Raw genomic sequence first — 6584 nt, forward strand, 5'->3', positions numbered from 1 at the left:
AGGTCAAGGATTTTTTAAAAAAATTAAAGATGAAAGATATATTTCATATTCATATAAAGGCAAGGAAAAAATATCAAATTTTTGATTTTTCCCTTTATTCCATAAGAAAGATTGCCAAAGCCCTGCAGGGAAGTGCATCCTCTCTTAATGCCATTATCTTGATTCATCGGATATTTCACTATGTTTGTTTAAGCTATAGAGAGGAAAAGGAAGGAAATGTATTTAATGATAGCTTTGTCTGGATAGCCAATAGGGTTTCTTTTTTTGAGGATACCCTTTTTAAATTTACAGAGGAATTTTCATTAGAAAGAAAGGATTTTATTGAGGAGCTTCTCCTTTTATCCCTAGCCTATGAAAACCCATCATTTTTTTTATACAAAAGGCTTTTTTCACTTAAAAGGATAAAATACAAGGAAATAAAAGGCTATATCTTTGAATATTTTAAGGAAAAGCCTATATTTGGTCCATTTAACCAGAGCCTACCCGAAATGTTGAAGACACCGCAAAGGCTCTTTCCGAATTCATTAAGTGGACAGCTTTTATATATCAAGGATAATTGGGCACATCTCCTTACAAAGGAGCTATTAGAGAGCCTCCTCCTTGCCCTTGACTTGATAAAAGAGGAAGAGGCTTTAAGGATGATGGGAAAAGCACCCCTTGAGGTCTTAGATTTTAAAGGGGATTTTTTAAGGGGATTTGGTCCTGATTATGAAAGGTTTAGCAAAGATGCTTTTTGGATGCCAAAGGTGGTTATGCTTGCTAAAAATACATATGTCTGGCTTGCTCAATTATCCAAAAAATATGGAAGATGGATTAGAAGGCTTGATGATGTTCCTGATAGTGAATTGGATGAACTGGCAAGCTATGGCTTTAATGCAATCTGGCTCATTGGGCTTTGGGAGAGATCAAATGCTTCATCAAAAATTAAGCAAATGACGGGAAATCCTGAGGCGGTATCCTCTGCCTATTCACTTTATGATTATGTTATTGCCCAGGATTTAGGGGGAGAAGATGCCTTCCAAAATCTTAAAAGCCGTTGTTGGCAGAGGGGAATAAGATTAGCCGGTGATATGGTTTCTAATCACATTGGCATTTATTCAAAATGGGTAATTGAACATCCCAATTGGTTTATCCAGCTAGATTATCCACCCTTTCCCAGATATAGCTTTTCTGGCCCTAATCTTTCCGAAGACAATCGGGTCGGGATTTATATTGAAGATGGATATTGGACAAGAAGCGATGCGGCGGTTGTCTTTAAGCGGGTTGACCATTGGACAGGAGATACAAAATATATCTATCACGGAAACGATGGAACCCATATGCCCTGGAATGACACAGCCCAGCTAAATTTTTTAAAGGAAGAGGTAAGGGAGGCGGTTATCCAGACAATCCTTCATTGTGCAAGGAAGTTTTCCATTATTAGATTTGATGCGGCAATGACCCTTACAAAATTCCATTATCAGAGGCTTTGGTTTCCCGAGCCAGGCTCTGGTGGTGCAATTCCCTCAAGGGCAGAATTTGGGATGAGAAAAAGCGAATTTGATAAGGCATTTCCCCAGGAATTCTGGAAAGAGGTGGTAGATAGGGTTGCACAAGAGGTTCCCGATACCCTCCTTCTGGCAGAGGCATTCTGGCTTATGGAGGGTTATTTTGTGAGAACATTGGGTATGCACAGGGTCTATAACTCTGCATTTATGAATATGCTAAAGCAAGAGGATAATGCAAAGTATCGCTCTGTGATTAAGAATGTCTTGGAGTATAACCCTATGATTTTAGAGAGGTTTGTCAATTTTATGAGCAATCCCGATGAAGAGACCGCAATTGCCCAATTTGGCAAGGATGATAAATATTTTGGCACCTGCTTAATGATGGTAACCCTGCCTGGCCTTCCCATGTTTTCCCATGGCCAGATTGAAGGATTAAAAGAGAAGTATGGGATGGAGTATAAAAGGCCATATTGGGATGAAACACCAGATTTAAGCGTAGTTGAAAGGCATAAAAGGGAGATATTTCCTCTCCTTAAAAAACGATATTTATTTAGCGGTGTCTCTAATTTTTATCTTTTTGATTTCTGGACAAATGGGGGTTATGTAAATGAGGATGTCTTTGCCTACACAAATAGAGGTGGAAATGAAAGGGCGATTATTGTATATCACAACAGATATGCAACCACCTCGGGCTGGATTAAGGTATCCTCTGCCAGGCTTGAAGGCAAAAGGCTTATTCAGAGGGATTTGGTAGATTGCCTTTCTTTAAAGAGGGATGATGGCTATTATTATATTTTTAAAGATTATGTATCTGGCTTGGAATATATAAGGAAAGGATGCGAGCTTTCCGAAAAGGGCTTATATATTGAGCTTTCTGCCTTTAAATACCACATATTCCTTGATTTTAGGGAGGTTTTTGATAAGGATGGAAGGATAGGTTCTTTCTGTTCCTTTCTTAATGGAAGGGGTGTTTTTAATATTGACTACGAGATAGAGAAATTTTCTCTTAAGGAAGAAATAAGGGAAAGGATTCCCCAAAAATACATTAGATTTTTGGATGTTTTATCATTGTGGTATCTTTATGAAAGAAAGGAAAAAATAGAATGTAGCGAAAGGGAAGCCCTATTATTTTCTATTCTATCATCTCATCTCAATTGGGATGCTGATCTAGCTGGGCTATTGGATGATAGCCTTGTTAAAAGGTATATCCAGGTTAATGAATATCAGGGCATCCTTTATTTTAACAAGGAATTTTTTGAAGAATTGCTAAATTGCCTATTCCTTGCAGGCATCCTAACAAATCCAGAGGAAATAGAAAAAGAGAGCCTTGTTGAAAACCTTATCCAATTAGCCAAAGATTCCTCATACCAGCTTGAAAAGCTTAAAAAATTGGAGAAAAACGGATTTTTTTATTGACATAAAGCCTAGATTAAGATTATATTTTATTTATGTATCGCTATGGAGATAGGGATAATCTAATATGTAGCTTTTGTGGAAGGGGAAGGGATGAGGTAGAAAGGCTGGTAGCTGGGCCAGGAATATTCATCTGTAACGAATGTATTAAATCTTGTAATAATGCAATAAGTGAAGAAAAACAAAAGAAGGAAAAGAGATTTGTCCTCTTTAGGCCAAAGGAAATAAGGGCATTTCTTGATAAATATGTTATTGGACAGGAGAGGGCAAAGAAGGTTTTGTCCGTGGCTGTATATAACCATTATAAAAGGATAACAAGCAATTTAGAAGATGATGTTGAAATTGAAAAAACAAACATCCTCCTTATTGGTCCAACCGGCACAGGGAAGACCCTTCTTGCTTCAACCCTTGCCAGAATACTAAATGTCCCATTTTGTATTGCAGATGCCACATCATTAACCGAGGCAGGATATGTGGGAGAGGATGTGGAAAATATCTTGCTAAGGCTTATCCAATCTGCTGATGGTGATGTAAGAAGGGCAGAAAAGGGGATTATATATATTGACGAAATAGACAAGATTGCAAGAAAAAGCCAGGATTCGCCTTCTATTACCAGGGATGTCTCTGGAGAGGGTGTCCAGCAGGCATTGCTTAAGATTTTAGAGGGAACGATTGCCTATGTTCCACCCCAGGGGGGAAGAAAACATCCCCATCAGGAGCTTGTTCCTATAAATACAAGCAAGATATTGTTTATCTGCGGTGGTGCATTTATTGGGCTTGAGGATGTTGTCAAATCAAGGTTGGGAAAGCAATCCATTGGGTTTGGAAAGGGATTAAAAGAGGGGAGTTTTTCCCCTTATCTTTCAAGGCTTATCCCCGATGACCTGCTAAAATATGGTCTTATCCCAGAATTTGTAGGAAGGCTTCCTTTGGTTAGCATTCTTTCCCCTTTAACATTAGATGATATGATAAGAATTTTGGAGGAACCAAGAAATTCCTTAATAAAGCAATACAAAAAGCTCTTTTCCTTTGAAAAAACACATCTTTCCTTTACGAAATCTGCCATAAAAACAATTGCTGAGATAGCTTTTTTACGAAAAACAGGGGCGAGGGCACTTCGTTCCATAATGGAGGAGATAATGCTTGATCTTATGTATGAAATTCCATCATCAGAGGTTAAAGAGATAGTAATTACAGAAGAGGTTGTAAGAGAAAAGCTCTCCTCTACCTGGCTTTTAGAAAAGAGTGCGTAGGCTTCCGATATCCCTTTTGTTTATTTTATTTGCAAGCTTTGCCTTTGCAGGGACAAAAACCACAGGGATAATTCTTACACCAACCGGGAATATAAAAAAACAGAAAGCAGGCTTTGGCGGTGATTTGGGCTTTGTCTATTACATTGGTGATATATTAAGGAAGGAGCAGGACAAGACAAACAACCTATACCCCATTAAATCCTTCTATTTCTTTGTTGACGGAAAGGCTTCACCTCTTGGCTATCCAATAGGCGTTGCAATGGGAGGGACAGGATTTGTTGTTTTGCAAGGCTCTCAGCCTGAGGGAGAGTATAATATGAGTGGAGGTGGTAAAATTGGGACAGAAACACAGCTCTTTGGATTCCTTTATCTTGTATTAAGTAAGGAGGTTATGAAAAATGGAACAAGTATTGGTATTCTCTATGGTGGAATAGATAAAATTTTCAATCCAATAATTCATAACCTTGATATTAAGATACAGGATGAAAGCCTGGCATATTTTGCCTCATTAGATACAAAGATATTTAAAAGAAAATTTGGGATTGAGGTTATAAGACCAAAGGGCTACAATTATTTCCTTGTAAATACATCTATTGATAAATTCTTGGGATTTTCCCTTTCCTATCTTAAAGCCTCCCCTATTTCATCCTTGATTGGCTACTTTGGAATAAGGCTTAATGTGTTTTGATGGTAAGGAAAAATGGGATTAAGGTGTTTTTACCTTCTCTCTTATATCCTTCATAATCCTATTTGCAATTTCGTGGAGGTCCTTTTTCTTTGCAATAAGATTATCCTCATTTACAAAAGAATGTAACTGGATATGGAATCTTAAGGCATTTGAGGTGCCAGATGGACGAATGGTTAAATGATTTAGCCTTTCTGTGTCAAAATAAAATCTTATTCCCTCATCGGGAAATGGGAAATCATAGGTTTTTGGGTATATATGGTCATATTTGCCCGTGCGATAAATTGTTGCTGTTTTAACGCTTAAACCCCCGATTTCCAAATCACCTGCCAATGCAAATTGATAAAGCCCCAATGCCCTTCTTAAAATAGCATTTTTTATTTTATCCCCTTCTATACCAGGATATTCTCCATCCAAAGGATCTGGCTCATAATGGTTAACAAATAAGCCAATGTTGGGAGAAAGGTAGAGCTTATCTACTAATTCAAATATACTTGTTTTATTCTCCTTTGCCCATTCAGCAATTTCGGCAATCAGAAGGGAGGCAAATGTTCCATCCTTGTCTCTGACATGGCCACCTACACCCAAAGAAGAGTTGTCAGGTGGAGGAAAGCCAAGGATTGAAAAGCCATTACTCTGCTCCATAGCCGCCAGATTATACAATCGATTTTCATCCATATCTATTGTCTGATGTATAAAGGGATGGCAATCTTCATTTGGACTTTTTCTTCCCTCATAAAGCCCCTTTTCCAAAGTTTTATTCCAGACATCCCTTACCACCGCAGAAAGGTTGGCAAAACCTACCCAGGTTTTTATAACCCCCAGCTTATATTTCAAAGCCAGCTTAACAATAAAATCAGAGGTTGTATGCGAGAGAACAACGAATGTCTTCTTAGGATCTATTGTCTTGTCAAATTCAAGCCTGAACCAGAGGATAAGTGCCCACATATCATCAGCAGGCATTAAGATATAATCTTTGCCTCCATAAAGAAATTGTTGCCCTTTGGGAAGCTTTACCACAACGCCGCATCTATCAGCATCGGGGTCGGTTCCCATAAGAAGATCTATTTTTTCCCATTCAGCGGGATATTCTTCCCGAAAAGATTGGACAGCAACCTCGGCTGCTCTTTTATCCCCTGGATCAGGTTGTTGTTCCTTTCCTGGCTCGCTACCAAAAGAGGGAAACATACCATCAAATTCATCAAGGCCATTCTTTGTAATGCTTTGGACATCTTTAAAGCCAACCTCCTTTAAAAGCCTAGGAACAGCAATTTTTCCTGCACCATGAAAGGCACAATAGGCAATTTTAATAGACTTTTCTCTATCCTTAAGGAGCAAAAAGGATTTTATATGCTCCCGATGGACTTTATGTATATCCATTAAATTGCATCCATAATATTCAAATCCATCAATTTTATTAGCTCCACCTAAGAAAATAAGCTTGTCAGCCGAAGCATCTTTAAGGGGTAAAAGCTGAATATCCCCTGGTTTTGATGGTTTAATAAATTCTTCAAATAGCTCCTTTCTCTCCTTTGGATCAAATTGTGAGCCATTGCTACAAGAAAGCTTATATCCATTATAACGGTAGTCATTATGACTGGAAGAGATCAAAATTCCTAAGTCTGCCTTTAGATAGGGTATGGCAAAACATACCTCAGGGTATGGGCAGGGTGAGTCAAACAAATAGACCGTATAGCCATAGCTAAGGAAAAGCTCGGCAATGAGCTTTGCAAAGTCATAGCCCCT

General features: G+C 38.3%; 4 protein-coding genes. 3 read left to right on the top strand and 1 reads right to left on the bottom strand.

Annotated features, from left to right (window positions below; translation table 11 throughout):
* The 3 genes from AB1397_05910 to AB1397_05920 form a co-directional block, all read left to right on the top strand.
* Window positions 1-2903 (top strand): alpha-amylase family glycosyl hydrolase (locus tag AB1397_05910; GenBank protein MEW6482521.1); only part of this gene is annotated, 2903 nt, incomplete at its 5' end.
* Between the two features lie 32 nt (window positions 2904-2935).
* Window positions 2936-4153, top strand: coding sequence for an ATP-dependent Clp protease ATP-binding subunit ClpX (gene clpX, locus AB1397_05915; protein MEW6482522.1), 1218 nt, complete (start codon window positions 2936-2938; stop codon window positions 4151-4153).
* A complete protein-coding gene (locus AB1397_05920) occupies window positions 4146-4841 on the top strand; it encodes a hypothetical protein (GenBank protein ID MEW6482523.1) in 696 nt (231 codons plus the stop codon). Before clpX ends, AB1397_05920 begins: the two co-directional genes overlap by 8 nt.
* A gap of 18 nt (window positions 4842-4859) precedes the next feature.
* Here AB1397_05920 and AB1397_05925 read toward each other — a convergent pair.
* The coding region (locus AB1397_05925) for a hypothetical protein (GenBank protein MEW6482524.1) at window positions 4860-6584 on the bottom strand (1725 nt) is incomplete at its 5' end.

The sequence above is a fragment of the bacterium genome (assembly GCA_040756715.1).
Taxonomy (GTDB): Bacteria; UBA9089; UBA9088; order UBA9088; family UBA9088; genus JBFLYE01.

Bases quoted from the DNA above. Each gene is read 5' to 3' on its own strand.
- clpX (MEW6482522.1), top strand. From the start codon at position 2,936: ATGTATCGCTATGGAGATAGGGATAATCTAATATGTAGCTTTTGTGGA.